The following is a 24,881-nucleotide window of genomic DNA, read 5'->3' as shown; positions in this document are numbered from 1 at the left end:
GAGCGGGTGCGTATGCGGGCGATGGTGGATTATATCCTCAATCCCCAGCATAGCGTGCGTCGTCCCGATGAGCTCTTTGCCATCATGAGCATACGTGGTGCTTTCTAGGGGCGCTTTCTAGGGCGCGTCTTCCCTCTCTGTCCTGTTCCCTCTCTATCCTGTCTCATGTGTCATGGTTTCAGGAGGGAGAGGGGCGGGCGCGTTGTTTTGTCGTTGTTTTGTTATTGTTTTATCCATGACAAAACCTCAAGGAAAACACAAAAAAAAGCTTGCGTCATCCCAAAAAATCACTAACCATAGGGGGTAAGAAAGGGGCAGGCAATGGGTGGGGCAATGAACGGACATGGCAGAGAGGGCTATGATTGATAAGGGATGTCATAAGGGTAAGGGGGTGTCGTCATAGGGGGTATCATAAGGGTGTTTTGGGGGTCTTGATGATGGGGGGCGTTGGGGGTGTGGGTATGTTGTGAGGGCGACATGAGGGGATATGGGGCGACATATGGGGGATATGGCGTTGTGGGGGTTTTGTTATGGGGGGAGGTGTTTGCGGGTTTTGCCCTCCTTTGTACCCGCCCCTCCTCCCGCCTTTTTCAACGTGTTTTATCGTTCTCTTTTTTTTTCTAGGAGTGTGTCGTGAGCCATGTCTGGCTGGGCGTTATTTCTTATTTCCCTCTCTCTCTTGAGTGTCGTTGCCGTCCTTGTCATAGGTTTATGGCAGTTTGCGCGTCATAACGAGCAAGACAAACAGCGGGCGAATTTATGGATGCGTCTACGTGTCTTGTTTCAATGTCTCACCATTCTTCTTCTTCTTATTCTTTTCTTGCTGGGGGCGACATAAATGCTAGGCGGGGGCGCTAGGCTAGGCGGGTGATAGGCGTATGGTGCGTTTGGATAAAATTTACACAAAAGGCGGTGATAAGGGCATGACGTCCTTAGGCGATGGCGGGCGTCACGCAAAGGATACGCCGCGTCTCCATGCCATTGGCGCTATTGACGAAGTCAGTTGCTGGATAGGATGTGTTATGCTCCATACAGAGAAGGACGCTGACCATGCCATGCTGGCGCGCCTGTTGACAGAGATTCAGCATGACCTCTTTGACATAGGCGCTGACCTCTGTCAGCCTTCCTCAACAAAAAAACAGATACCGCGTATTGACGACTCCTATACCCAACGTTTAGAAGCCCATATTGATAAGCTTAACGCCTCTCTCTCTCCGTTGACGTCTTTTATTCTTCCCGGTGGTTCATCTCTTGCCGCCCATTGTCATCTTGCTCGCGCTGTCGTCCGTAGAGCAGAACGCCATGTCATTACGCTCGACAGAGCAGAAGCCATTAATCCTCACATCCTCACCTATCTCAACCGACTATCCGACATGCTGTTTGTCCTTGCTCGCCATGCCAATCAACAAGGGACAAGCGATGTCCTATGGCAACCCGACCATGCGCGCCAAGCCAAAAATCATGAGTCATCATGAGGCATAACGCATGGCGCACAATACATGGCACACAATGCATGATTGGGGCGCGCCTTGACAACGCCTACATCACCCTATAGCATAGGGGCATAAACCTTTATCTCAATAGCTCATGCCGTCCCTCGATACCATCCTCGTCACCGTCAAGCGTGTTGTTGACTATAATACGCCTATCCATGTGAAAAGCGATTTCACGGGAGTTGACACCCAAAATGTGAAAATGTCCATGAATCCCTTTGACGAAATCGCTGTGGAGGAGGCCGTCTCTCTCAAGGAAAAAGGCTTGTGCCGTATCGTCAAAGTCGTCTCTATTGGCAACAAGGCATGCCTTGACACCATACGCACCGCCCTTGCTATGGGCGCTGACGAGGGGATTTTTATTGATATGGAGACGGGGACAGAGACAGAGACGGGGACGGGGACGGGGGACGCCCATATGCTCACCTCTCTCAATCTGGCGAAAATCCTACAGAAAATCGTGGAAAAAGAGACGCCAGACCTCACCATTCTTGGCAAACAAGCCATCGATAGCGATAACAACCAATGCGGACAGATGTTGGCCGCCCTCACAGGCAGACCGCAAGGCACATTTGCATCAGCGCTCACGCTCAAAGACGACCAGACAATCGATGTCACGCGAGAAGTTGATGGCGGGTTAGAGACGCTCAATCTCTCATTGCCAGCCATCATCACAACCGACCTGCGTCTCAATACGCCTCGTTTTGCGTCCTTGCCAAACATCATGCGGGCAAAGAAGAAGCCTATCACGACGATTGCCTTGACGGACCTAGGCCTTGCGCCTCTCACAAGGGGATATGACGTCCAAAAAGTCGAACCGCCACTGCCACGTCAAGAGGGTGTCAAAGTCCCCGATGTGGATACCCTTATTGACAAGCTACGCCTTGAAGCAAAAGTGCTTCCCTCACCATGAACAGACAGCTTCACCATAGAGACTCATGAGTGTTCTTGTTATTGCCGACCATGACAATGGCGCGCTAAAAGCCACAACCGCAAAAATTCTTGCCGCCGTACGTCCGTTAGCACAAGGCGCGCCATGTGATGTTCTCGTCATAGGACACAACGTCACAGCTGTTGCGCAGGAGGTTGCGCGCTGTCCAGACATCAACAATGTCTTGCTGTGTCAGCATGAGAAACTCCAATATCCCATAGCCGACTATGATGCGCCTGTCATCCAGCATATCGCCAAAGAGGAAGGCCCTTACCGCTTTCTTGTCGCTCCCTCGACAACGGAAGGCAAAAATACCATGCCAAGAGTGGCAGCACTCATGGATTGCGATATGCTCTCAGATGTCATCGACATTATTGACGCCACAACGATAAAACGCCCCATTTATGCAGGCAACGCCATCGAAACCATTCGTATCACGCAAGAAACGACCATCATGACGATACGGGCGACCGCCTTTGAGGCGCAAGGCGCGCCATCAGACACACCCCAAAGTGCTATCAAAGAGTGTGATGTGCCGTCATCAGTCCTCGCCATGGATGGGGCGCGCTTTGTCGGGAAAACACAAAGCGACTCAGAACGCCCAGAACTGACATCAGCGCGTATCGTCATCTCAGGGGGACGCGGGCTACAGAGCGCCGACCATTTTGCTCTGTTAGAGCGCCTTGCCGACACATTAGGCGCCGCCTTAGGCGCCAGTCGCGCCGCCGTCGATGCGGGCTATGCGCCAAATGATTGGCAAGTAGGACAAACAGGAAAAATTGTCGCCCCAGACCTCTATATTGCCGTGGGCATCTCAGGCGCCATACAACATCTCGCAGGTATCAAAGACGCACGCACCATCGTCGCCATCAATAAAGACGAAGAAGCGCCTATCTTCCAACATTGCGATTATGGGCTCGTGGGTGATTTGTTCGATATTTTGCCTGAATTGACAGAAAAACTGGCAAAAAAGCCGTCATAACCGCCTATCCCTTGATTATCATTGCCAAAGAGAGATAAAATAAGGTAGTGAACCCTTATCTCTTTCTTTATCCATACCATACGAACCATGCCTACCGATATTGTCATTACCTCTGCCACACGCACCGCCATTGGCTCGTTTCTGGGACAATTCGCCAACGTCCCCGCCTATAAATTAGGGGCGTACGCGTTGCGCGACGCCATGAAACGCTCACAAGTCGCACCAAAGGACATCAGCGACGTCATCATGGGACACGTCCTCACCGCCAATTGCGGACAAAATCCCGCACGACAAGCCGCTATCGAAGCAGACATCCCCCTTGAAACACCCGCCCTCACCATCAACCAAGTCTGTGGCTCAGGCCTACGTAGTGTCGCGCTCGCCACAGAAGCCGTGCAAGCCGATAACGATAAAATTATCCTCGCTGGCGGACAAGAAAGCATGAGTCGCGCGCCTCACGCTATCCCTCTTCGTCAAGGGAAAAAAATGGGCAATATCCCATTCACCGATACCATGATCAAAGACGGGCTATGGTGCGCCACAAACGGATACCATATGGGAGTCACAGCTGAAAATGTCGCCAAAAAATGGACTATCACAAGAAAAGAGCAAGACGCCTTTGCCTTGCTCTCTCAACAAAAGGCAGAAAAAGCACTCACAGAGAATGCCTTCAGTGAGGAAATCGTCGCCGTCCCCGCCATCGAGGACGACGCCACCGCTATCTGTGACACAGACGAATACCCACGCAAAGGCGTGAGCGAAAAAGACCTCGCACGACTTAAACCCGCCTTCGATAAGGATGGCTCGGTAACAGCGGGCAACGCCTCAGGACTCAATGACGGCGCCGCCGCCATATGCGTGATGAGCGCCGATAACGCACGCAAACGCAAACTGACACCCCTCGCACGTATCGTCTCGTGGGCAACATGCGGCGTCGACCCCGCCCTTATGGGGATAGGCCCCGTGCCCGCCACGAAAAAAGCCCTCGCCATGGCAGGATGGACTATCAAAGATGTCGACCTCGTCGAAGCCAATGAAGCCTTTGCCGCGCAATCATGCGCCGTCATCAAAGAACTGGCGCTCAACCCCGATATTGTCAATGTCCATGGCGGCGCTATCGCCTTAGGCCACCCCATCGGCGCCAGCGGCGCGCGTGTCCTCGTGACACTCCTCTATGCGATGAAAAAACATAACGCAAAAAAAGGCTTGGCAACATTATGCATAGGCGGGGGTATGGGAATCGCCATGTGCATCGAACGCCCCTCTTCAACATAACAGAGAAAATATCATGACACGAAGAGCCCTCATTACTGGCGGAACAAGAGGTATCGGCGCCGCTATCGCCATCGCCCTACGACAAAAAGGCTATGATGTCGCCGCCACCTATCACAAAAATAAAGACGCCGCCGAACAATTTAAAAAAGACCATGATATACGAGTCTATCATTGGGATGTGAGCGACCATGACGCATGCGCCACAGGAATAGATCGCGTCCATCAAGATATGGGGGATACCATCGATACCCTCGTCAATAACGCAGGAATCACACAGGATGCCGCCTTCCATAAAATGACGTTTGACGCATGGACGCACGTCATCGCCACCAATCTCAATTCCATGTTCACCATGACACGCCCCCTCATTAATCCCATGCGCGATAAACAATTTGGGCGCATTATCAATATCGCCTCTATCAACGGACAAAAAGGACAATTTGGACAGACAAACTACGCCGCCACAAAGGCTGCCATGATTGGCTTTACAAAATCCCTTGCTATCGAGACAGCAACAAAAGGAATCACCGTGAATGCCATCGCCCCCGGCTATATCGAAACGGATATGGTGCGCGCCGTGCCAGAAAAAGTGCGCAACGCCATTATCCAAACAATCCCCGTGGGAAGGCTAGGAACAGCCGATGAAATAGCCGACGCCGTCCTCTATCTTGCCGATGAACGCGCCCGCTTTATCACAGGCGCAACCCTCTCTATCAATGGCGGACAACATATGACGAGCTAGCAACTCGATGGCAGGCAACAACAAAAAATACCTTTCCCTTGATGACCGACAAAAACGAAAGGTTATCCAATGTATTGAACAGGGACACTACCTCCCCGATGACTACCGCTTTTTGTTGTTTGATACAAAAAAACGCTCAAGGGGAGGCAATGTGGAACTCGTCTGGCAAGGCAAGCATGCCGATACGTTCAATCTGGCGCTCCCCTTCCAAACCATCGAACAGGTGGATGAACCACGGGACGAGAAGACAATACAAGGCAAAACCGACATGTTCTATGGCAAGAGCGGACGGCAAATCAAGGGATGGAATAATAAACTGATATGGGGAGATAATAAACTCATCCTCTCTGCTCTTGCCTATGGACCTTTGCGGCGCGAGATAGAGGATAAAGGGGGGATTAAACTTGTCTATATCGACCCGCCCTTTGATGTGGGCGCTGACTTCTCTATGGACATTACCGTGGGGGACAATGGCAGTGTCTATGAAAAAGAGGCAAGCGTCATGGAGGAGCTTGCCTATCGCGACACGTGGGGGGATGGGCATGATAGTTACCTTGCCATGCTCTATGAACGCCTGTTGCTGATACGTGAACTGATGGCAGAGGACGCCAGCATTTACGTGCATTGCGATTGGCGCGTCAATAGCTATATTCGCCTCCTCCTTGACGATGTCTTTGGCACGGAACATTTTAGGAATGAAATTGCGTGGTGCTATTCTGGCCCCAGCAAAATTAACAATGCTTACACACGCAAACACGACTCCATTCTTTTCTACGCAAAACATGCTACCAATTCGATATTTAATGTTCAAAGAATTGCACATAAGTCAGGATTGCATGGGAAAGGGGGGCTTGGATTCCGACATGAAGATGTCGAGAAACATAAACTTGAGGCGTTGGAGCGAAAAGGAAAAATATTGGAAGACTGGTGGACAGATATTTCACCTGTGGGCAGAATTGTGCGTGAATTATTAGGCTATCCCACCCAGAAGCCTTTGGCATTGTTGGAGCGTATTATCAAAGCCTCGTCCAATGAGGGCGACATGGTGGCCGATGTCTTCTGTGGTTCTGGCACGACCTTAGCGGTGGCCGAACGTTTAGGACGCACATGGATAGGGGCAGACCTCAGCAAATTCGCCATCCATACAACGCGCAAACGCATGATAGGGGTACAACGGGCATGCAAGGCGGAAAACGCGCCATGGCGCGCCTTTGAAGTCCTCAATCTAGGGCATTATGAGCGTCAACATTATATCGGTATCACCCCCACCCCCCATGACCGGCAACGCGACGTATGGCGAGAGAAAAACGCACAGGCCTTTATCACCCTTATCTTGCGCGCCTACCGTGCGACCCCTATCAACATGCCTCCCTTTCACGGGAAAACAGGCGACCGCCTGTGCGTTATTGGCCCTATCGATATCCCTGTGTCACAACCATTCCTTGACGACATCATGTATGAGGCACAGCAACAGAACGTCACGAAGGTTGATGTCCTTGCCTTTGAGTATGCCATGTCATTAGGCCCTCGTCTTAGGAAGGACGCCAAAGAACAAGGCATTGATTTAGCCATGAAGTATATTCCCCGTGATGTCTTTGACAAGCGGGCGGTAGAGAAAAATCAGGTCGTCTTTCACGACATCGCCTTTATCGAGGCAGAGGCTATCCCTACAGACAAGGACAAGACGATACGTGTCGCCTTGCGTGATTTTTCTGTCTTCTACGATGATATACGACAAGAGCTGCGTGACAAGAAGACGACAAAAAAGGACAAAGTCGCCATTGAGCAGGGACAGGTCATGCGCTATCGCTATGACAAAGAGCATAACACATATCATATGGGTGAGGTTATCACAAAGGAATGGCATGACTGGGTCGACTATTGGGCGGTGGATTTCAACTATGAAAGCAAGAAGGAATATACGCGTGTCTATGATAAGAAGAACCCTAAGAAAGACACCTATAAGGAGCAAGAGACAGGACGTTTTATCTTTGAAAACCGATGGCAGAGTTTTCGCACCCGTCACGACAGGGCGCTAGAATTAGAGACGTCCCCTTACACATATGACGCCCATGGCACGTACAAGATTGCCATCAAGGTTGTCGACATTTTCAGCAATGACACTATGCATATTATTGAGGTCACGGTGTGATGGGATTGCCAGACGATTATCCTTTTTCACCCTATGATGTTATTGCCCCTGATAAAAGGTGGCGTCCTGATGTCAATGATCCTCTCCAAGAGGCGCTTCCTCCTCTCGTAGAGGGATTGCGAGAGCGCGTCTGTCAATGGCGACAACAGGACTATGAGGGGGCAAGCGAGACGAGCTATACCCTCTTACATTGGTGGTTTTGCCGTGACGATGTCCCCTATCCCGCCCTTAAGGATGACGAGGAATATGATATACCTTTTCCCTATTATTTTGCGCAACAAGAAGCTATTGAGACAATCATTTATCTCTATGACGTGGAGCGGGTGAAAGATAAATTTGGTCTGCTTCGCTTTGATAAGGCGGGAGTCATCTCAGGGAATATGTTCCATGAGGATTGGCGGCGTGTCGTTATTAAAATGGCGACAGGCACGGGCAAGACGAAAGTCATGGCGATGGTGATGGTGTGGAGCTATTTTCATCGGCTCTATGAAGAGGAGTCGGATATGGCGCGTAATTTTCTCGTCATTGCGCCTAATATCATCGTCCTTGACCGCCTTGTTGCTGATTTTAAAGGCGGGCGGATTTTCAGCGAAGACGGCATGATTCCATCGCCTTACTATGACCCGCCAACGAAACGTGTCACGGAGCTAAGATTATGGACGCAAGATTGGCGCATGAAAACGCACGTGCAAAAGCAAGCGCATAGTGTCACATCCTATGGTAACCTCTTCCTTACCAATATCCACCATGTCTATGTAGAGCAAGACAAAGAGCCGACTCAGGATGACGAGACGATATTTTTAGGCAAAAAACCGCCTACAAGCCTTGTCGCCTCGAAAATTGACCTGAGGGACGTCGTGCAAGGCATGGATGAACTCGTTATCCTCAATGACGAAGCGCATCATATCCATGATGTGAAGCTACAATGGTTTAAGTCCATCGAGTCTCTTCATAAGAACTTGACGCGCAAGGGACATGGTATTGCCCTACAGGTGGATATGACGGCGACACCAAAGGATGAAAAAGGAAAGACATTTGCCCATGTCATCACCGATTATCCTCTCGTAGAAGCTGTCGCCCAGAATGTCGTCAAACATCCCGTCATCCCTGATAAAGAGAGTGTGAGAAAACTGCTCACATATAACTCTCTCAATTATGGTGAATGCTATCGGGATTATCTCCATCTTGGCGTTACGGAATGGCGGCGCGCCTTTGAAGAACATCAACAAAAAGGGAAAAAAGCCATTCTGTTTGTCATGACCGATGACACGAAGCATTGCGATGATGTGGCTGACTACCTCGAGAAGACGTATGAAGAGTTAGAGGGGGCTGTTCTTGTCATTCATACCAATCGAGCGGGACAGATAGGGGGAAGCGGACAGAGTAAGAAGGAGAAGGAAGAGCTTGACAGATTGCGCCGCCAAGCCCGCACCATCGATGACAATGACAACCCCTATAGAGCGATTGTCTCGGTGCTGATGTTGAGGGAGGGGTGGGATGTGAGCAACGTGACGACCATTGTCGGTTTGCGCGCCTTTAGCGCCAAGAGCGGTATCCTTCCCGAACAGACGTTGGGGCGAGGTTTGCGTAAAATATACCCGCCAAAGGATACGGCTTTGTATACGCATACGCCAGAACGCCGCCAGATGACGGGGGAAGAGGCCCTCAGCGCCATTGGCACGGAGGAATTTATCACCTTTGTTGAGAAGATCGAGAAAGAAGGGGTTGAGCTCAGACGTGTCGCTATGGGCGAAGGCGTCACCCGCGACGCACCAGAGCCACCCTTCACCATAGAGCTCGACCGCCATAAGATGGCAGAGCCATCAGTGAGGGAGACCCTCGATATCCACTTGCCCTTGTTGAGTCGTCGCTATGGGATAGACCATAGCCTTATAGGGACGCTCACAGCGGCCATGTTCCCCAAAGGAAACATGGACTATAAGGTGTTTCCCGTTGATGCGCCGCGTATCATTACGTTTAATTATATGGTTCAAGGATTGCATGATGAAGGCGACGAAGAGGAACATCACAGCATCAATTTAGATAATCCAGACGATGTTGATTATCGAAAAGTCTTGCGTTACTTTGCCCACAAAATCGCTCGCCAGATGAAGCTCACAGCGCACTATCAGGCTGTCTATGGACTCTTGCGGGATTTTATCAAAACGCGTCTCTTTAAACAGGACGTTCCCCTAGAGGATGTTCGCACACTACGCAATCTTGCCGAAGACGCCACACGAAGCGTCCTCATTGAGACGATGACAAGCACGCTCGCCCGCTACCTTGTCAGCCCCGTGCCACACACCCCCAAGAGGATAGGCACAATCGAGCTCAGCGGGATGACGCCCTTTAGGCCTCCACCGCAAAAATTTATCATACCAAAGAAAAGCCTGCTCAACCGTATCACAGGCGATGGAGAATTCGAATTAGCCTTTGCAGAACATTTAGACACATGCCCCGATGTCGTCTCTTACGCCAAAAATTATCGCGCCTTGCGCTTTTCCCTCGATTATATGGACAATCACAAGAGGCTCCGCCACTACTCTCCCGACTTCCTCGTCAAGACAACGTCACAGACTATCTATATCATCGAGACAAAGGGACGGGAAGACATCGACGTGCCTCACAAAATGCACCGCTTACATACATGGTGTGTGGACGCAACGATTCTGGCACAGAAGGCGCGCGACAAGAGCAAAGAGACGAAAGAGACTCATGAGAAAAAACATGACATCACCATGTATGATTTTCTCTATGTCCCACAGACAGGCTTTGAAAAGCATAAGCCTCAGTCGATCGCTGACATGGCGACCATATTCACAGAGTATAAGGAGGGCATGAAGACGAACGCGACGCCATAAGGCATGCGCCTACATCGTCTCCCTTGTCACATGGACAGGAAAAAACATGGAAGGCGCACACGCCATGACGTATTACCCATTGAGGTCGCACCCAAGAAAATTGCGCCCCGTGTTACGACATGCCTCTAACACAGAGAAACTACCAGCGGCAGGATCAATGACGACATCACTGGGGTGAGAGACAGCGGCTATAAGCGCCGCTTGTGCCATGACGGGCTTGCTATGGGTATGCCCGCTGTTCCTTTTGACATCCTCACGCCATACATCAGGGATATTGTGGACGCACCATACGCCTTTTGCGCGGCGGGGATGTTTCTGTAACACCACGACATGCTCGGACGTCCTGCGCGTGCGGTAGCCCATGCCCATCCTTCCCTTGTCCCATGTGAGCATGTCCACAACGTCCAACGCCGTTCCTTCTAACCAACCAGCAAAACCCGTACATAAGTGGAATTTATCCATCCATAAAAACACATGACCACTTGGCATAAGACACGTTGATATGCCTAAGATAAAGGCGCGTATCGCGCTGTCCGACATTTGTTCGAGACGACAGCGGGCTTTGCCTCGCTCAACGCCCTCATTCCCATAGTTCAGCTTATCTAAAATGCCTCTGTATTGAGGGTCAAAAAAGGCCACAGGGATCGTGTTCTCTTCGAGTCTTGCCAAAAAAGCCAAACCATCCATCTTCATGCGCCTGTTATACTGCATGCCTGCTGGCGCCTCCATTGGCGGCGCAACGATATGACGCTTGATAGAAAAGACATGCGCTGACACAGCATGCGTATCAGTCTCTCTCTTCCAGAATTGGCGCATTGGATTGTCCATTGACGACGACCTAAGGGCGTCGAAGCCCATACCTCCTACCACGCATTTCGTCTATCACGCAAAAAGGAAAAAACATCAAGGGCAGAGGCATCCTCCATAGATAACGCTCTCTTCAAGGCATCATCATCCGCCCGCAAAAAAGGATTTGTCCTCTTCTCGTCCCCTAAAAAAACAGGAAGAGTCGGCTGACCTGCCCCGCGCAATGCCTCCATCGAACGCACACGCTCTTTCAATGCATCATTCTCTTTGTCATAGGCACAGGCAAACGCGCCGTTCGCTAACGTATACTCATGCCCACAATAGACGCGCGTCCTATCAGGTAAGGCGCGAAGACGACATAAAGAGCGCCACATATCCTCATACGTCCCCTCAAAAACCCTGCCACAACCCATAGAAAAGAGGCAATCGCCACAAAATAATGCCTCTAATCCCTCCATATAATAGGCAATATGACCCTTCGTATGCCCACAAACAGCCATCACCACCACTTTGTCCCCCCATATATCCAACGTCTCACCATCAGCTAACGGCGACGTCATCCCCTCTATCGCCCCATCATGGCGAGGACCATACACAGACACACGCTCACCACCATAGAGCGATACCAAATCACACACGCCAGCCACATGGTCTCCATGCTTGTGCGTCAATAAAATACCCTCTAATGACAAAGCACCCAACGCCTCACGCACAGGCAAGAGCTCAGGAGGATCCACAACATACGCCCCCTTCCCATTCGAAATGATATAACTATAATTATCCTGCAACACAGGAACAACACGCACAGAGAGCATTTGCTTGTCGTTCATTCGCTCCTCAACCTCATACCCTTGTCCTAAAGGCTCAACCAAAAGCTCCCTCACCCCAGCCCACACATCATGCCTAACACACAGACGCCAAACAGGCAAGCTCTCTCCTCGTCCTCCCATCTCCATGCCACGCTATCAGCCTCAACCATCAAGAGCAGAACAATAAAGCACCATGCCTAAAACAAAGACCTTCTCAACAACAGCCGTGCCCCCCATGTCAGAAAAAAGACGACACGCTATCCTCAACGGACACAGAGAACAAGAGAACAAAACGCACAAGGTAAAAACACGCAAACAATACAAGCAAGAAAAGAATGGACCGCACGCACCAGACCCAACACGCTACGGCGATTGGGAGCGAAAAGGACGCTGTATTGATTTTTAACATCTCTATAAAAGGACTTTTATCCTTTATTAAGAATAAAAACCTTGAATGGCATGATAATTCACCTTAGGTAGATAACGCATGTCCTTATGCATGCGCGGGCCACGCCACCCCCAGCGCTCCCCGTGCTCTCCACATCTCCTTTTTATCGCCATGCCACAGAACACCGATGCCATATAGGATAGAACATCGCACGAAAAAGACGTCCCCTCCACTCTCACAGACACGTCACGTCATCCCTGTCATGCTCGCCATGCTTACAGGGGCGAGTCCTCTCTACATGGCCACAGAAACGCCAAGCCATGCCGAAACCATACCACGCCTCCTCCCGCACCGATTCCCCATCGATGTGCTCTCTGTCGTCGACGGCGACACCATCAAAGGACGAGTCTACATATGGATAGGGCAAGTCCAATTCACATCGATACGCTTGCGAGGAATCGATACCCCCGAACTACGAGGGAAATGCCCCTATGAAAAAGATATGGCACAAAAGGCACGCCTCTACTTACAAGAATTGATTGACGAGCACGCACATCTCTTCATTGAAGATATTGAAGAGGATATCTATCCCAACCGAATCATTGCCACACTCACAAACAAAACGCGAGATAACATCGCCCTCGAACTCATTCATGCAAAATTAGCACGCCCCCATGGCAAGAAGGATAAAAGACGCCCTTGGTGTCCCTAAAGAAAGAACGCGCCCCACACATGCGCCTGAGCAACGGCTAGCCGTCTATATCCTTGTTGCCCTGTATAAGCCCATCCACCACAGACGGGTCAGCAAGAGTCGACACATCGCCCAACTGGTCAGACTCGCCATGAACGATCTTACGTAAAATGCGCCGCATAATCTTGCCCGAACGCGTCTTAGGCAATTGAGGCGCCCACTGAATCTTATCAGGCGCCGCAAAAGGTCCAATAATCTTACGCACTAACATAATGAGCTCTTTACGCAACGCATCAGACGACTCAACCCCCTGCATCAATGTTACATAGGCATAAATCCCCTGCCCTTTAATGTCGTGGGGATAACCAACAACAGCCGCCTCAGAGACGCTCTCATGCTCCACAAGAGCCGACTCAACCTCTGCCGTCCCGATACGATGTCCCGATACGTTGATGACATCATCGATACGCCCCGTTATCCAATAATACCCATCCATATCCCGCTTGCACCCATCACCGCTGAAGTAATACCCCTTATATGTCGAAAAATATGTCTGGTAAAAACGCTCGTGATTTCGAAAGACAGTGCGCATCATGCCAGGCCAAGCCGTCTCCATGCATAAAGCCCCTTGACACGCCCCCTCCAAAGGCTTGCCATCACCATCGACAATGACAGGCTTCACACCAAAAAAAGGACGCGTCGCCGACCCCGGCTTTAACAGCGTCGCCCCCGGTAAAGGCGTTATCAAAATACCGCCCGTCTCCGTCTGCCACCACGTATCCACCACAGGACAACGCCCATCCCCCACAACGCGATGATACCAATCCCACGCCTCTGGATTGATAGGCTCGCCCACCGAACCCAATAAACGCAACGAGGAACGCGCCGTCTTCGTCACCCAATCATCGCCTAGCCCCATGAGCGCGCGAATCGCCGTCGGCGCCGTATAAAAAATTGACACCTTATGCTTATCCACAACACGCCAAAAACGAGAGGCATCAGGATAAGTCGGAACACCCTCAAACATCAATGTCGTCGCCCCATTGGCAAGAGGACCATACACGATATAACTATGCCCTGTCACCCAACCAATATCCGCAGTACACCAATAAATATCCTCAGGGTGATAATCAAACACCAACTTATGCGTCATGGACGCATAAAGAAGATACCCGCCACACGTGTGTAAAACACCTTTGGGTTTGCCTGTCGAGCCAGACGTATACAGGATAAAAAGAGGATCCTCCGCCCCCATCGGCTCAGGAGGACACGCCTTATCCACACTGGCCACAAGAGTCGCATAATCCACATCACGCCTATCATCCCATGAGACATCACTCCCTCGATGGCGCAACACGACAACATGGTCTACGCCTCCACAGAGAGCGCATGCCGTATCCACTTGCGCCTTCAAAGCAACCGACCTGCCACCACGCATGCCTTCGTCCGCCGTTATCACGACACGGCTATCGCAATCCTTAATTCTATCGGCAAGAGACTGCGGCGAAAAACCACCAAACACAACAGAATGCACAGCGCCAAGACGCGCACATGCCAACATCGCCACCGCCCCCTCTACCACCATCGGCATGTAAATCGTCACCCTATCACCCTTCTTCACCCCTAACTTCTTCAGACCATTGGCAAGGCGACACACCATCTCGTGCAACGCCTTATAGGAAATATGCTTGGCAGGCGTGTCTGGCTCGTCCCCCTCCCAAATAATGGCCGTGCGCTCCCCATGCGCCGCTAAATGGCGGTCTAAACAATTGGCACTCACATTGAGCACGCCATCCTCAAACCACTTGATATGCACTGGCGACTCAAAGGAAAAATCTCTCACCTTCGTGAAAGGCTTCATCCAATCCACATAGTCCAGCGCCTTCTCGCGCCAGAAAGCCTCCGTATCCTCACAAGAACGCTGATATTCCCTCTTGTAGTGCGCCTCATCAACCCAAAAATTGCCCTTGGGGGGTGCATAATGTGTCATCAATCCTCACGCCTCCACGCCTTCACCTCACACAAACAGAGCCACTCCGTCCACACTCTACGCCCTCACCCCATCATTCTCAAGCACTTTCCTTAGGAACGCTCATGTCCCGCCAACGTCAGCAACACACACCACGCATCGTCATCCACCGGCGATACCGATAGTCTGGATTGACGCAATAAGGGCAGATGGGATAAACGACCATCTGCCTTAATCTCTTGAAGAGAGACGGGACGGCGCAATGGCCCTAAGGCGCGCACATCCACCATGCCAAAGCGACCGCTCTCATCGCTGGGGTCCGGATAATACAGGCGGACAACCTCCACAATCCCTACCAAACGCTTCTCTGTCACCGAGTGATAGAAAAAACCCTTATCGCCCAATGCCATCGACATCATATGCGCCCGCGCTTGATAGTTACGCACGCCATCCCACTCGGCAACGCCAGCCTTCACTTGGTCGTCCCACGACCAACAAGAAGGTTCTGACTTAAAAATCCAATACGCCATCAATGCTCGCCTTCGTCCTCTCGCCGCAAGAAGGACCCATGCTCTTCATCCATCCTATACCCTTCTTGTGCCTCTGACACCTCATCAGGAAGCGTCTGACGGTAGGCCATAATCTCTACCTTCTTAAAAACACCTGCCTTCGTATAGGGGTCATCCTCAACAAAACGCTTTGCCTCCTCCATATCGCTAAAATCGATGACCAAGAGTGAGCCTCGAGGCTCTAAGCGCCTATTCAATGTGGGCCCAGCCGTCAAGAGACGCCCTGCCATCGCCCTCAAGTAACAGAGATGTGCTTGTCTGTGCTTCTTACGCAACGCCAAACCATCCTCTCCATCTTCTGCGTGAATAACAAAATACATGCGCCTCTCCTCCTATCTTACGGGTTCCTCAGCAACAAGCGGGCGAGTCATCAATTGATACACCATTTTATCAATATCCGACCCCTCATAAAGCACATCATGAATGGCGTGGCATAGAGGCATCTCGACCCCCTGACGAGACGATAAGGCCATCAAACTACGCGCTGTCGCCACACCTTCTGCCACCGTCTGTTGGCCATGGATGATATGCTCCAATGTCTCACCCCGACCCACTCGATAGCCCACAGACGTGTTGCGGGACGCCATCGACATACACGTCAACATCAAATCACCACATCCCGCTAGACCGTTGATTGTCGCTGTCTTCGCACCACACGCCTTCGCCATACGTCGCATTTCCGCCATCCCTCTTGTAATCAAGGCGGCGCGCGCATTCTCACCAAAGCCACGACCAACGACAATACCCGCCCCTATGGCAAGTACGTTCTTGATAGCACCAGACAACAAACACCCCACCACGTCAGTCCCCACATAAGGACGAAACGTCGCACTGGACAGATGACGACAGAGACGTTGTGCTTGCTTTCTGTTCTCTCCCGCCAGCAATACCGTTGTCGGGAGCATACGCGCCGTCTCCTCAGCAAAACTGGGACCCGAAAGAGCAAGGACGTCATGGCGTGCCATTGTCTGTCGTAGCACCTCATGGAGAAGCATGCCTGTCTTGAGCTCGACCCCCTTGGAACAGACAATAATAGGCACAGGGGAAGAGAGAGAAGCGCAGAGACTCTGACTCACATCGCGCACATGCTGGGTGGGCGACACCATAAAAAGATAATCACAGGCGTCCAAATCCGCCATATCCCCTGTGGCGCGAAGCCCCTCATGTAAAGGCACATCGGCAAGCCATGTCTTATTCTCATGCCTGCCGTTGATGTCATCCACCGTCTCTTTCTCGAGAGCCCACAGCACGACATCCAACCCGTGGGACGCCATCACATGGGCGAGCGCCGTCCCCCATGCGCCACCACCCACGACACCCATCTTTATCCTCATCTCTATCCCCACATAAAAACATATGCAACATGTTGCCGCCTAACCTTCACTATAGGGAAAAGACATCCTATCAAGCAAGACAAGAAAAGACGACCATGCTCTCACTCTATGGCAAGACCCCCTTGCAACATTTCGTGCGCGCGGCCGAACGTAGCGATTCCGATGACCAACCCATTACCTCCATACCCGGAAAACGTTGGCGCGAGCATAGTGTCAGAGCCCTCCGTTTCATCACCTTACGTTCTTTTCGTGGCGAAAAATGGCAAACTTACAAACAGAATGCCCTCAAAAAGGCCTTCACCCATGCCCTCAAGCGCCATAACGCCCAAAAAGACAGGATAGCCTATAACCCGTCCGCCTTTCTGAAAGCGGATTCTCCTCTCACACGTTTTGAGATCATACGCTCCATTGAACCCATTGATAGCGCCCTCTCCGAACGTATCAGCATCAAGGCCATGAAAAAGGGACTCCCCAACCCCACCTATACCCATCTCGAACAGCAACGAAGCACAAACGCACCATCGTGACGAGGACGCGCAACGCCAGCAGCGCACTGTCCCGCATGAGTCTCCCGCATGATTCTTATGGACAAGCAAGCCGTCTTGATGTAGATGGGGGGTGGGAGCACGCCACCATAAGACACATGTCCTTCGATGCATACAACAGCCCTCATTGTCGCCGGCGGAAGTGGCACGCGCTTCCATGCCTCACAGCACGAGAAGACATCCCATAAAACCCCCATTCCTAAACAATATCAGAACCTCTATGGACGCCCTCTCTTAGCCCATAGCCTCGAAACGCTCATCGCCCATCCCCATATCGATACCGTCCAAGTCGTGATTCGAAGAGATGACGTAACGGCCTATACCCATGCCGTCCAGTGGACCGACCGACACCCTTCTATTAAAAAGAAGCTCCGCCCTCCCGTCTATGGAGGAGCAACCAGACAGCAATCCGTTTATCACGGACTCAAAGCCCTTGCCACAGCACAGACGCCTGTGGACTATGTCCTTATCCATGATGCAGCCCGCCCTTTCCTCTCGCCGCGACTCATCGGGCGCATCACCCATGCGCTTCACACAAAGAGAAAGCAAGCCGTTCTTCCCGTCTTAGATATCGTCGACACCATCAAACAAGTGGAGGGAGACGATGTCCTCACCACATTGTCCCGTGATTGCGTCAAACGCGCCCAAACACCACAAGGCTTTCGATTCGACATCATTTACCAAGCCCATATGAAGGAACAGTGCCATCCTTGTCCAGCAAGTGACGATTCCATCCTTGCCGAACGGCAAGGCATTCCTGTCTCTATCGTTCAGGGAGAGACCCAGAACAGCAAGATAACATCCCAGCACGACATGCCCTCTCAGCCTGCAACGACACAAAAATCATCGTCCTACGGAGCAGTGTCTGTTCCCGATATTCGCGTGGGGAGCGGGTTTGATGTCCATGCGTTGGCAAAAGGGGAAAAGATGATTTTAGGGGGGATTGATATTCCCTCACCGCGCGGGCTTGCGGGGCATTCCGATGCCGATGTCGTTCTCCATGCCTTGACCGATGCTCTGTTTGGGGCTCTTGCCGAAGAGGATATTGGCTTTCATTTTCCGCCATCAGAGTCGCAATGGCGACAGGCGGACTCTGCCTTATTTCTCCGCCATGCCGTCCAGCGAACACAGGCAAGAGGCTATATCATCACCCATTGCGATATAACGGTGATTTGTGAATGGCCAAAAATCACGCCTATACGCACAGCCATGCGTGAGAACATGGCGTCTCTTCTTCACATTCCTGTAGAGCGTGTGAGCGTCAAGGCGACCACGAGTGAAAAACTTGGCTTTTGTGGGCGAGAGGAAGGGATAGCCGCTCAGGCGACAGTCACGCTTGTGTGCGCGCCTCAGCACCGCCTACAGGGATAGCGTCATGCCGTCTTCCCATGGCTGTCCTTCGAAGCGCCCATGGGCGCTTTTGGTGGCGACATGTTGTGGCTTAGGGTATAGGACTCGTTGGCCCGGCACCCTCACCAGTGCCATCACGACTGCTGTTCTTTTTACAGCCCATAGTATCGTCGAGGGAATAGGGGAGTCTTATGCGTCCCCTGCCATTGCTGTCATCATCACGGCCAGCCTTCCTGTGCTGTTGCTGTTCCTCTTTATCCTAGGCACGTGGGCGAGCCATATCCTTCTCGCAACAGAGCGCGCAACAGAGAGCCATGCCGACCCGCCCCATATCGTTATCGACGAAGTCGTAGGACAAGCCTTGACACTTTGGCTCACACAGAGCCAGAGCCTGTATGACTATGGCGTGTGCTTTATCTTGTTTCGTTTTTTCGACATTGTCAAGCCCCCTCCCATTCGCCAGCTAGAACATATGGGGCCACAGGCTCTTGCCCTTATGCATGATGACGTTGCGGCGGCTGTCATGGCGGCTGGTGTGTTTCTCCTTGTTCCTCTGCTCTTTGCGTCTCTTTTTTGATATGATGGCGATGACGTGTCTTGATACCCTCTCTGCCTCTATGGCGCTCTCCCTGAGGCTCTCTCAAGAGATTTGCGCCTACTGTCGCCAGCATCATCACAAGATGACGACGGCTGAGTCATGCACAGGAGGTCTTCTTTCTACGTATCTCACAGCGCATGCGGGTTCATCCCATAGTTTCTGTCAGGGCTATATCGTCTATGCCAATGATGCAAAGATGACCATGCTTGGCGTGCCTCTGTCATGCCTAGAGGCGCATGGGGCGGTATCACAACAGACAGCACAAGCCATGGCACAAGGCGCATTAGCCCATGCCCGTGCCGACATTGCCATCAGCATCACGGGTATCGCTGGCCCCAGTGGGGGAAGTGCGGGGAAGCCTGTTGGCACGGTCTATATGGCGTTGATTGTTCCCCGCGAGACAGAGGTGCTGTGCCAGCATCATCATATCACGGGTTCTCGTGCCGAGATTCGTCAGCAAGCGGCGGAACGGAGTTTGCGCATGGTCCATCACTACCTGCATCAGCCATAAAGATGGCGTGCGCGCTTTTCGAAGGCTTCCACCATCGAGTAGGCAACCCGTGAGAATAAGGGTTTGAAGAGCATCGTTGCCATGGGGGACGCGAACTCGAATCGTATGGTAAAGGCTAAGGCGCAACCCTTCGCATGTGGCTGGAACACCCATTCATTGTGGAGGGAACGAAAGGGTCCGTCATGGCTCACGGCGCGGATACGCCATGCGCCGTCATTGTCGTTGTGTGGGCGATACAACGTATCATGGGATGTAAAGCGATAGCGTATGTGCTTATGGCCAGCGCTCACAGAGGCGACAAAGGAATCATCTTGGCGAGACAACATCGTCACATCAACGCACCAAGGCAGGAACAGAGGATATGCTTCCACATCGGCCACCATATCGAACAATTGCTGTGGGCGATAGGCGGTGATGCGTTTTTCTGTATGGTTGAACACGTTGGGTCTGTGCTTTAGTGTTGGCGTGGCGTAGCGTGAGGGCTTTGCTGGCTCGTCTGTGTTTTAAGCTGTCGTTGGCGCGCCTGTTGCAGGCGTTGAAAATCGGTGTCAGCATGGAAGGAGGAGCGTGTGAGAGGCGATGCCGCCACGAGCAAAAAGCCTTTATGGCGCGCCATAGCGTCATAATGACGAAAGCGCGTCATAGGCACATACTCTACGACATGAGCGTGCTGTGCTGTTGGTCTGAGATATTGGCCGATGGTGAGGAAATCCACGTGCGCATGGCGCAAATCATCCATGACGGCGGCGACTTCCTGTGTGTCTTCGCCAAGCCCCACCATCATGCCGGATTTTGTAAAGAGTGACGGCATGCGTTGTTTGGCGTCATGGAGGAGGCGCAGGCTTCGTTCGTAGCGCGCGCCGGCCCGCATGGTGCGATAGAGCCGTGGCACCGTTTCGATATTGTGATTCAGGACATCTGGTGGTTCAGTCAGCAGGCTATCAAGGGCATGGAGGAAGTCTGGCACGAGGAGTTCTATGGTGGTGCGCGGACAGAAGGCGCGGATTTCTCTCACACATGCGCTAAAATGCGAGGCGCCGCCATCATCGAGGTCGTCTCTATTCACTGACGTAATGACGACATGGGACAAGCCGAGACGCTGTACCGACATGGCGAGGCGTTTGGGTTCATCGCTATCGACAAAGCCTTTTGGTCGCCCGTGGGCGACATTGCAAAAGGCGCAACGGCGCGTGCAGTGTTTTCCTAAGATCATGAAGGCCGCGTGCTTTTGCGCCCAACAGAGCCCTCTGTTGGGGCATGCGGCTTCTTCACACACGGTATGGAGGCGCGCTTGGCGTATGTGACGTGCCAATGCGATAGCTTGCGGGCTTGTGGCGGCGGGCACGCGTGTTTTACTGGCGTGAGAGGGATAATGTGTCGTCTGGGGATGGCGTATCATTCTGTTGAGAAGTGGAAGACTCGTTCATTTTCCCTGTACAAGCCGAGTTGGTGTCGGACGTGCTTTTCGAGGACATCGAGATTGAGGGTTTCTTCATCCAGAGCGAGGACATTCTGTTGTAATTGCGCCTGTATGCGCTGAAGTCCGTCCAGTTCATCCCGCAAAGTGACCATCTCTTGTTTTTTATCCGCTATCGCCAGCCATCCCCGTTGTCCAGCAAGGGCGTGCCAGACCATGACGCCAAGCATGAGGGACAAGACCACGCAAGGTATCATGGGGGGTATCATAGGCTTTATGTTCATCGTCTGTCTGCGCATGCCTATCGCCTTAGGGAATGGTGAGCGCCATGACTCGGTTCTCCAACATCATAGGAAGGAACAGCGTGTCATCATCCTCTCGGTAGCCTATGTCAGCGCTTCCTTTCTCTGTATCATAGGCGAGGTATACGTCGCCGTCATCATAGACGAACACGCCACCCCCGCCCCAATCGGTGATAAGGAGGCGTCCATGGACATCTTTAACGATACCGTCGAGATTGCCTAAAGGCTCTGTCATGGCGGTGAGTGTTTCTGTGTCTTTGTCATAAAGAGAGAGGCGTCCTAACCCATCGGTTGAGAAATCCTCCTGCATGCCCTGTCCCCACCCAGCGATCCACAGCCCGTCTTTGCTCCAGAGCAAGCCGTTAGGGTGAGGGACATCTTTATGTGTCATATGCGTCAGATCCTGAGCCGTTCCATCATGGGGGAGCATATGGATGAGACCCGTGACCATATCCGATATATAGACGATACCTGTATCATCGACCGTCACATCATTGAGGAATTGAGCATGGCGCACAGCGATGAATCGGTGTGTTCCGTCATAGCGGTTGATGATAACGATTCTATCCACGTCGGCCACATAGAGCGTATCTTGATAGCGCCCTATTCCTTTGGGAGCATGGAGGGAGTCCACCAGCATACCCGTCATCTCACCCGTATCACTGAGGATGGCGACACCGCCTTTGCTGTCTTTATCGGTGGGGCCGCCGTCCATGACGGAGACATAAATGACGCGTCTTTCATCATCATAGAGCGCGGATTCGGGGGTTGCCAAATCATGGCGTTCCCACAGGATAGTCGCGTTGTGTCGAGGCACGCCGTCACATGCGATGAGGGCGAGGAGTGTGCCACACAGGGCAATACGTTGTGTCGTGATGGTCATGGCTGTTGTCCTTTATGTTCCTATCAAATATGTTTTTCATATGTTTCCCCCATGTTTTTCATGGGGGGGTATGCCGTCTCTGTTATTATAAGGCAAAAGACGGCAAGAAAAAAGTCTTCTCAAGGGACGAGATCGCATGGGATTCGAGGCAACATCATGCTATAGTCCGTGTCAAAGACAGAGGGGTTGACCAGAAAGAGCGCAGGATGAAGAGAGTCGAAGCCATTATCAAGCCGTTCAAGCTTGACGCTGTGAAGGATGCGTTGCATGCGCTAGGCATTGATGGCATCACCGTGACTGAAGTCAAGGGTTTTGGCAGGCAGAAGGGGCATACCGAGTCGTATCTTGGCGCTGACATTGTCGTTGATTTTTTATCAAAAGTGAAACTTGACGTCATCATGGATGATGGTATGGTAGATGAGGCGATCGATGTCATTATACGTGCTTCCGCCACAGGGCACATTGGCGATGGCAAGATTTTCATATCGCCAGTCGAGGAGGTTATCCGTATCCGCACGGGCGAACGTGGCAAGAACATTTTATAGGAGCATAGAGGACCATGTCAGTTAAGAAGCTATTAGAGACCATTAAGGAGAAGGACATCAAGTTCGTTGATTTGCGTTTCACCGACCTCAGGGGAAAGTGGCAGCACACGGTGCAGACCTCCTCGACCATCAGCGAGGAGACATTCGAGGACGGCATCATGTTTGATGGTTCGTCCATTGCTGGTTGGAAGGACATCAACGAGTCCGACATGATGTTAAAAATGGACAGCAATTCCTTTTTCATCGACCCTTTCACAGCCCAGCAGACTCTTGTCATATTCTGTAACGTCACCGAGCCGTCCACAGGGCAGGCGTACAGCCGCGACCCGCGCTCTATCAGCAAGAATGCCGAAGCCTATCTCAAGAGCGTCGGTATTGGCGACGAGGCATATTTTGGGCCTGAGGCAGAATTCTTTGTCTTTGACGATGTCAGGATTAAGACAGACATGAACTACATGGCCTATCGTCTCAAGTCTGAGGAAGGGCCTTACAGCGCTGGTCTCAAGCTAGAGGGAGGCAATCTAGGCCATCGTCCTGGTATCAAGGGTGGCTATTTCCCGGTGCCGCCTGTGGATTCCATGACCGATATGCGCGCCGAGATGATTTCTGTCATGCAAGATACGGGGATTAGAGCAGAGAAACATCATCACGAGGTTGCCCCTTCACAGAACGAGCTAGGCTTTGGCTTTGGCTTGCTCTCTCAGACAGCCGACACGCTCCAGACGTATAAATACATCGTTCATATGGTGGCGCATTCTTATGGCAAGACAGCAACCTTTATGCCAAAGCCCATTGTCGGTGATAATGGCTCTGGCATGCACGTCCACCAATCGCTGTGGAAGGACGGCAAGCCTCTCTTTGCTGGCACAAACTATGCCGACCTCTCTCAAGAGTGCTTGTATTACATAGGTGGTTTGATGAAGCATGCGCGCGCCTTGAATGCTTTCACAAATCCCACGACAAATAGTTACAAGCGTCTCATACCGGGATTTGAAGCGCCCGTCTTGCTGGCCTACTCTTCCCGCAATCGTTCGGCGTCATTCCGCATTCCCTATACAAACAGCCCCAAGGGCAAGCGTATCGAGGTGCGTTTCCCCGACCCCGCTGCCAACCCTTATCTCACCTTTGCCGCCATGCTCATGGCAGGCCTTGATGGCATCGAGAATCGTATTGAGCCGGGCGATGCCATGGACAAGAATCTCTACGACCTCCCGCCACAGCAGTTGGCGCACATTCCTACCGTCTGTTCCAGCCTTGACCAAGCCATCGATGCGCTAGAGCAGGACAGGGAATTCCTCAAGAAGGGGGGCGTCTTCTCCGATGATGTGCTTGATGCCTATTGCGCCTTAAAACGCGAGGAATGCGTAGAGCTCAACACAACACCCCATCCCGTAGAATTCAAACTCTATTACAGCGTCTAGCTGGTGCGCGGAAGGGGTATCATGAGACTGAGGGGGGGCGAGGAAGGCTGAGGGGGCGGGGGCTTGTGAGGGGCATGGCATGGGAAAAGCCTTGACGTTTTCTCTGTTCCATGCTAGGCTTCTCCTTGTGTTTATCACAAAGGAGGACAAACAATAGCGGAGGGGACGAAGAGAACCCCCACCCATACAACCACGACAAAACGAGGATCTATGACAATGCAGACAGCCCAAACACGCAAGAGCTTACATGCCATCTTTTTCAGCCGCACGATAGGGGATACCCTAAAACGCTATAGCGCGTGCCTG

General features: G+C 51.9%; 26 protein-coding genes. 16 read left to right on the top strand and 10 right to left on the bottom strand.

Annotated features, from left to right (window positions below):
* The first annotated feature begins 640 nt into the window (after positions 1 to 640).
* From GDA54_06485 to GDA54_06450, 8 genes are all read left to right on the top strand, one after another.
* A complete protein-coding gene (locus GDA54_06485; protein ID MBC6497946.1) occupies positions 641 to 838 on the top strand; it encodes an HIG1 domain-containing protein in 198 nt (65 codons plus the stop codon).
* 40 nt (positions 839 to 878) lie between these two features.
* Positions 879 to 1,475 carry a cob(I)yrinic acid a,c-diamide adenosyltransferase gene (locus GDA54_06480; GenBank protein MBC6497945.1) on the top strand — a complete coding sequence of 199 codons (597 nt, stop codon included), beginning with the start codon at positions 879 to 881 and terminating at the stop codon, positions 1,473 to 1,475.
* 112 nt (positions 1,476 to 1,587) lie between these two features.
* The gene (locus GDA54_06475) at positions 1,588 to 2,406 is read left to right on the top strand and encodes an electron transfer flavoprotein subunit beta/FixA family protein (GenBank protein MBC6497944.1); all 819 of its coding nucleotides are present in this window, start codon (positions 1,588 to 1,590) and stop codon (positions 2,404 to 2,406) included.
* Positions 2,407 to 2,431: 25 nt separating this feature from the next.
* Positions 2,432 to 3,406: an electron transfer flavoprotein subunit alpha/FixB family protein gene (locus tag GDA54_06470; protein MBC6497943.1), complete on the top strand. Its 975-nt coding sequence runs from the start codon at positions 2,432 to 2,434 to the stop codon at positions 3,404 to 3,406.
* Positions 3,407 to 3,493: 87 nt separating this feature from the next.
* Positions 3,494 to 4,681 (top strand): acetyl-CoA C-acetyltransferase, encoded by a 1,188-nt coding sequence (locus tag GDA54_06465; protein MBC6497942.1) that lies wholly within the window; start codon positions 3,494 to 3,496, stop codon positions 4,679 to 4,681.
* Positions 4,682 to 4,694: 13 nt separating this feature from the next.
* Positions 4,695 to 5,423, top strand: coding sequence for an acetoacetyl-CoA reductase (gene phbB, locus GDA54_06460; GenBank protein MBC6497941.1), 729 nt, complete (start codon positions 4,695 to 4,697; stop codon positions 5,421 to 5,423).
* 7 nt (positions 5,424 to 5,430) lie between these two features.
* Complete coding sequence (locus GDA54_06455; GenBank protein MBC6497940.1) at positions 5,431 to 7,575, top strand: site-specific DNA-methyltransferase; 2,145 nt, start codon at positions 5,431 to 5,433, stop codon at positions 7,573 to 7,575.
* Positions 7,572 to 10,436, top strand: coding sequence for a DEAD/DEAH box helicase family protein (locus GDA54_06450; protein ID MBC6497939.1), 2,865 nt, complete (start codon positions 7,572 to 7,574; stop codon positions 10,434 to 10,436). Before GDA54_06455 ends, GDA54_06450 begins: the two co-directional genes overlap by 4 nt.
* A 72-nt stretch (positions 10,437 to 10,508) precedes the next feature.
* Here the strand turns inward: GDA54_06450 and GDA54_06445 are convergent, their stop codons facing one another.
* Together GDA54_06445 and gloB are read right to left on the bottom strand one after the other, a co-directional pair.
* Positions 10,509 to 11,165 (bottom strand): site-specific DNA-methyltransferase, encoded by a 657-nt coding sequence (locus GDA54_06445; GenBank protein MBC6497938.1) that lies wholly within the window; start codon positions 11,163 to 11,165, stop codon positions 10,509 to 10,511.
* A 134-nt stretch (positions 11,166 to 11,299) separates the two neighbouring features.
* The gene (gloB, locus tag GDA54_06440) at positions 11,300 to 12,073 is read right to left on the bottom strand and encodes a hydroxyacylglutathione hydrolase (GenBank protein MBC6497937.1); all 774 of its coding nucleotides are present in this window, start codon (positions 12,071 to 12,073) and stop codon (positions 11,300 to 11,302) included.
* A gap of 214 nt (positions 12,074 to 12,287) precedes the next feature.
* Here gloB and GDA54_06435 point away from each other — a divergent pair, with 214 nt between their 5' ends.
* The gene (locus GDA54_06435) at positions 12,288 to 12,458 is read left to right on the top strand and encodes a DUF1674 domain-containing protein (protein MBC6497936.1); all 171 of its coding nucleotides are present in this window, start codon (positions 12,288 to 12,290) and stop codon (positions 12,456 to 12,458) included.
* Between the two features lie 244 nt (positions 12,459 to 12,702).
* Positions 12,703 to 13,152: a thermonuclease family protein gene (locus GDA54_06430; GenBank protein MBC6497935.1), complete on the top strand. Its 450-nt coding sequence runs from the start codon at positions 12,703 to 12,705 to the stop codon at positions 13,150 to 13,152.
* Between the two features lie 37 nt (positions 13,153 to 13,189).
* On the opposite strand, the gene acs is transcribed toward GDA54_06430, so the two are convergent.
* The 4 genes from acs to GDA54_06410 form a co-directional block, all read right to left on the bottom strand.
* On the bottom strand, positions 13,190 to 15,121 hold the full coding sequence (acs, locus tag GDA54_06425) for an acetate--CoA ligase (GenBank protein ID MBC6497934.1): 1,932 nt from the start codon (positions 15,119 to 15,121) through the stop codon (positions 13,190 to 13,192).
* A gap of 92 nt (positions 15,122 to 15,213) precedes the next feature.
* On the bottom strand, positions 15,214 to 15,630 hold the full coding sequence (locus tag GDA54_06420) for an EVE domain-containing protein (protein ID MBC6497933.1): 417 nt from the start codon (positions 15,628 to 15,630) through the stop codon (positions 15,214 to 15,216).
* A complete protein-coding gene (locus GDA54_06415; GenBank protein MBC6497932.1) occupies positions 15,630 to 15,989 on the bottom strand; it encodes a YciI family protein in 360 nt (119 codons plus the stop codon). Before GDA54_06415 ends, GDA54_06420 begins: the two co-directional genes overlap by 1 nt.
* A gap of 12 nt (positions 15,990 to 16,001) precedes the next feature.
* A complete protein-coding gene (locus GDA54_06410; GenBank protein MBC6497931.1) occupies positions 16,002 to 16,991 on the bottom strand; it encodes an NAD(P)-dependent glycerol-3-phosphate dehydrogenase in 990 nt (329 codons plus the stop codon).
* A 41-nt stretch (positions 16,992 to 17,032) separates the two neighbouring features.
* On the opposite strand from GDA54_06410, the gene GDA54_06405 reads away from it, so the two are divergent.
* From GDA54_06405 to GDA54_06390, 4 genes are all read left to right on the top strand, one after another.
* Positions 17,033 to 17,530: a hypothetical protein gene (locus GDA54_06405; GenBank protein MBC6497930.1), complete on the top strand. Its 498-nt coding sequence runs from the start codon at positions 17,033 to 17,035 to the stop codon at positions 17,528 to 17,530.
* A gap of 126 nt (positions 17,531 to 17,656) precedes the next feature.
* Positions 17,657 to 18,919, top strand: coding sequence for a 2-C-methyl-D-erythritol 2,4-cyclodiphosphate synthase (gene ispF / locus GDA54_06400; GenBank protein ID MBC6497929.1), 1,263 nt, complete (start codon positions 17,657 to 17,659; stop codon positions 18,917 to 18,919).
* Between the two features lie 4 nt (positions 18,920 to 18,923).
* Entirely contained in the window at positions 18,924 to 19,475 is a 552-nt protein-coding gene (locus GDA54_06395) for a phosphatidylglycerophosphatase A (GenBank protein MBC6497928.1), read from the top strand.
* A 40-nt stretch (positions 19,476 to 19,515) separates the two neighbouring features.
* Complete coding sequence (locus GDA54_06390) at positions 19,516 to 20,007, top strand: CinA family protein (GenBank protein ID MBC6497927.1); 492 nt, start codon at positions 19,516 to 19,518, stop codon at positions 20,005 to 20,007.
* On the opposite strand, the gene GDA54_06385 is transcribed toward GDA54_06390, so the two are convergent.
* Genes GDA54_06385 through GDA54_06370 form a run of 4 tightly spaced genes read right to left on the bottom strand, consistent with a single transcriptional unit; the run spans position 19,998 to position 22,609 of the window.
* A complete protein-coding gene (locus tag GDA54_06385) occupies positions 19,998 to 20,447 on the bottom strand; it encodes a type II toxin-antitoxin system RatA family toxin (protein MBC6497926.1) in 450 nt (149 codons plus the stop codon). The genes GDA54_06390 and GDA54_06385 overlap by 10 nt on opposite strands.
* A 14-nt stretch (positions 20,448 to 20,461) precedes the next feature.
* Complete coding sequence (gene lipA, locus GDA54_06380; protein ID MBC6497925.1) at positions 20,462 to 21,406, bottom strand: lipoyl synthase; 945 nt, start codon at positions 21,404 to 21,406, stop codon at positions 20,462 to 20,464.
* Entirely contained in the window at positions 21,403 to 21,681 is a 279-nt protein-coding gene (locus GDA54_06375) for a septum formation initiator family protein (protein ID MBC6497924.1), read from the bottom strand. Before GDA54_06375 ends, lipA begins: the two co-directional genes overlap by 4 nt.
* Before the next feature lie 52 nt (positions 21,682 to 21,733).
* Positions 21,734 to 22,609, bottom strand: a complete 876-nt coding sequence (locus GDA54_06370; protein MBC6497923.1) for an SMP-30/gluconolactonase/LRE family protein — start codon at positions 22,607 to 22,609, stop codon at positions 21,734 to 21,736.
* A 206-nt stretch (positions 22,610 to 22,815) separates the two neighbouring features.
* Here GDA54_06370 and GDA54_06365 point away from each other — a divergent pair, with 206 nt between their 5' ends.
* Positions 22,816 to 23,154, top strand: a complete 339-nt coding sequence (locus GDA54_06365; protein MBC6497922.1) for a P-II family nitrogen regulator — start codon at positions 22,816 to 22,818, stop codon at positions 23,152 to 23,154.
* Positions 23,155 to 23,168: 14 nt separating this feature from the next.
* On the top strand, positions 23,169 to 24,575 hold the full coding sequence (glnA, locus tag GDA54_06360; protein MBC6497921.1) for a type I glutamate--ammonia ligase: 1,407 nt from the start codon (positions 23,169 to 23,171) through the stop codon (positions 24,573 to 24,575).
* Positions 24,576 to 24,881: the final 306 nt, after the last annotated feature.

It is taken from the genome of Alphaproteobacteria bacterium GM7ARS4, from assembly GCA_014332745.1.
Classification (GTDB): Bacteria; Pseudomonadota; Alphaproteobacteria; order GM7ARS4; family GM7ARS4; genus GM7ARS4.
This window is presented reverse-complemented; position numbering and strand designations above follow the sequence as displayed.

Coding starts and splice junctions, on each gene's coding strand:
- GDA54_06485 (MBC6497946.1), top strand. CDS start 641: ATGTCTGGCTGGGCGTTATTTCTTATTTCCCTCTCTCTCTTGAGTGTC.
- GDA54_06480 (MBC6497945.1), top strand. CDS start 879: ATGGTGCGTTTGGATAAAATTTACACAAAAGGCGGTGATAAGGGCATG.
- GDA54_06475 (MBC6497944.1), top strand. CDS start 1,588: ATGCCGTCCCTCGATACCATCCTCGTCACCGTCAAGCGTGTTGTTGAC.
- GDA54_06470 (MBC6497943.1), top strand. CDS start 2,432: ATGAGTGTTCTTGTTATTGCCGACCATGACAATGGCGCGCTAAAAGCC.
- GDA54_06465 (MBC6497942.1), top strand. CDS start 3,494: ATGCCTACCGATATTGTCATTACCTCTGCCACACGCACCGCCATTGGC.
- phbB (MBC6497941.1), top strand. CDS start 4,695: ATGACACGAAGAGCCCTCATTACTGGCGGAACAAGAGGTATCGGCGCC.
- GDA54_06455 (MBC6497940.1), top strand. CDS start 5,431: ATGGCAGGCAACAACAAAAAATACCTTTCCCTTGATGACCGACAAAAA.
- GDA54_06445 (MBC6497938.1), bottom strand. CDS start 11,165: ATGGAGGCGCCAGCAGGCATGCAGTATAACAGGCGCATGAAGATGGAT.
- gloB (MBC6497937.1), bottom strand. CDS start 12,073: ATGAACGACAAGCAAATGCTCTCTGTGCGTGTTGTTCCTGTGTTGCAG.
- GDA54_06435 (MBC6497936.1), top strand. CDS start 12,288: ATGTCAGAAAAAAGACGACACGCTATCCTCAACGGACACAGAGAACAA.
- GDA54_06430 (MBC6497935.1), top strand. CDS start 12,703: ATGCTCGCCATGCTTACAGGGGCGAGTCCTCTCTACATGGCCACAGAA.
- acs (MBC6497934.1), bottom strand. CDS start 15,121: ATGACACATTATGCACCCCCCAAGGGCAATTTTTGGGTTGATGAGGCG.
- GDA54_06420 (MBC6497933.1), bottom strand. CDS start 15,630: ATGGCGTATTGGATTTTTAAGTCAGAACCTTCTTGTTGGTCGTGGGAC.
- GDA54_06415 (MBC6497932.1), bottom strand. CDS start 15,989: ATGTATTTTGTTATTCACGCAGAAGATGGAGAGGATGGTTTGGCGTTG.
- GDA54_06410 (MBC6497931.1), bottom strand. CDS start 16,991: ATGGGTGTCGTGGGTGGTGGCGCATGGGGGACGGCGCTCGCCCATGTG.
- GDA54_06405 (MBC6497930.1), top strand. CDS start 17,033: ATGTTGCCGCCTAACCTTCACTATAGGGAAAAGACATCCTATCAAGCA.
- ispF (MBC6497929.1), top strand. CDS start 17,657: ATGCATACAACAGCCCTCATTGTCGCCGGCGGAAGTGGCACGCGCTTC.
- GDA54_06395 (MBC6497928.1), top strand. CDS start 18,924: ATGCCGTCTTCCCATGGCTGTCCTTCGAAGCGCCCATGGGCGCTTTTG.
- GDA54_06390 (MBC6497927.1), top strand. CDS start 19,516: ATGGCGCTCTCCCTGAGGCTCTCTCAAGAGATTTGCGCCTACTGTCGC.
- lipA (MBC6497925.1), bottom strand. CDS start 21,406: ATGATACGCCATCCCCAGACGACACATTATCCCTCTCACGCCAGTAAA.
- GDA54_06375 (MBC6497924.1), bottom strand. CDS start 21,681: ATGATACCTTGCGTGGTCTTGTCCCTCATGCTTGGCGTCATGGTCTGG.
- GDA54_06370 (MBC6497923.1), bottom strand. CDS start 22,609: ATGACCATCACGACACAACGTATTGCCCTGTGTGGCACACTCCTCGCC.
- GDA54_06365 (MBC6497922.1), top strand. CDS start 22,816: ATGAAGAGAGTCGAAGCCATTATCAAGCCGTTCAAGCTTGACGCTGTG.
- glnA (MBC6497921.1), top strand. CDS start 23,169: ATGTCAGTTAAGAAGCTATTAGAGACCATTAAGGAGAAGGACATCAAG.